Source organism: Citrobacter sp. S46_ASV_140, assembly GCF_018919545.1.
GTDB lineage: Bacteria > Pseudomonadota > Gammaproteobacteria > Enterobacterales > Enterobacteriaceae > Citrobacter > Citrobacter braakii.
Genome location: NZ_JAHLRC010000272.1, coordinates 1 through 1,012, shown reverse-complemented (window position 1 = coordinate 1,012; position 1,012 = coordinate 1). Strand labels below are relative to the sequence as shown.

At 48.5% G+C, this 1,012-nt stretch carries 3 protein-coding genes; all 3 read right to left on the bottom strand.

The window, feature by feature from the left end:
• Positions 1-130 (bottom strand): ribosome alternative rescue factor ArfA (locus KQJ19_RS23715; protein WP_216404286.1); only part of this gene is annotated, 130 nt, incomplete at its 3' end.
• Between the two features lie 56 nt (positions 131-186).
• A complete protein-coding gene (gene zntR, locus KQJ19_RS23710) occupies positions 187-612 on the bottom strand; it encodes a Zn(2+)-responsive transcriptional regulator (RefSeq protein ID WP_016154744.1) in 426 nt (141 codons plus the stop codon).
• A gap of 10 nt (positions 613-622) precedes the next feature.
• Positions 623-991, bottom strand: coding sequence for a DUF1992 domain-containing protein (locus KQJ19_RS23705; protein WP_200047532.1), 369 nt, complete (start codon positions 989-991; stop codon positions 623-625).
• Between the last annotated feature and the right edge of the window lie 21 nt (positions 992-1,012).

Here is a 1,012-nt window from a genome sequence, read left to right as displayed (position 1 = left end):
TACCTTTACGTAGATAACTTCCTTTCCCTTTCTTATTTTTCTCAATGCGCTGCCTGAACAGTGGGTCATGTAGAAGCGCCTCAATGGCGTTATCTTTTATCTGCCCTTTAGTGTGCTGATAACGACTCATAATACCTCCGGTTGTCGTAATTTACGCCGCGAGTGTAGATCTGACCGTGCAATAAATCAACAGCCTGATGGTGATCCACTGGCGCCTTGCTCAAGTGCTTCAAGGATAGAGCAGTACACGCTGCTGTGTGCCTTGCCACAACACGCGTCATTCAATCGCTGCAGCGACCGTTGCATCGCCTGAAGCTCAGCTATTCTCGCTTCCACTTCCTGCAATCTTTCCTGGACGATCCCTTTTGATTCCTGGCAGGTATGGTGTTCGGGATCGATGCGGATCGAAAGCAGTTCGCGGATCGATTCCAGAGTGAAACCAAGCTGACGGGCATAGCGAATAAACTTTAGACGCTGAAGATCGCTTTCCGTATAGAGACGAAACCCGCCTTCTGTACGTATTTCATGTTCCATCATCTGCTGCTTTTCATAGTAGCGGATAGTATCAGGCGTCACGTCAGCCAGTTTCGCTAATTCACCAATACGGTACATGCTATCTCCGCTATTCGTCGTTGATCTTCTGCAGCAGCTTATCTGCGTATTCACCGTGTAAAAACTCGGTGCTGAGTCCAGCCTGCCGAAGTTTCAGTTCCAGTAGTGACAGTCTTCGACTCACTTCCTGATAATGGGGATCATCTTTGCGGATCCCTGCAAGTATTTCAAGCAGTTGTATTGCCTCTCTGCGCTGCTCAAGCTCAGGAGGAAGACATCCCGCATTTTTTAATAAACGGAATCCGGCTCGAAGTTCAGGCGGAATGTGGGTATCATCGTCAAGAACCAACGGTTCTCCTGTACCAGGCAAACCATCAAACTCACCTTTAGACTGCGCATCAGTAATATGGCGCTCTGCCCACTGGTCCAGTAACCACATACAACACTCCAGTGATGAACA

Excerpts from the sequence above, each read along its gene's own strand:
- zntR (WP_016154744.1), bottom strand. The coding sequence starts at position 612 with ATGTACCGTATTGGTGAATTAGCGAAACTGGCTGACGTGACGCCTGAT.
- KQJ19_RS23705 (WP_200047532.1), bottom strand. The coding sequence starts at position 991 with ATGTGGTTACTGGACCAGTGGGCAGAGCGCCATATTACTGATGCGCAG.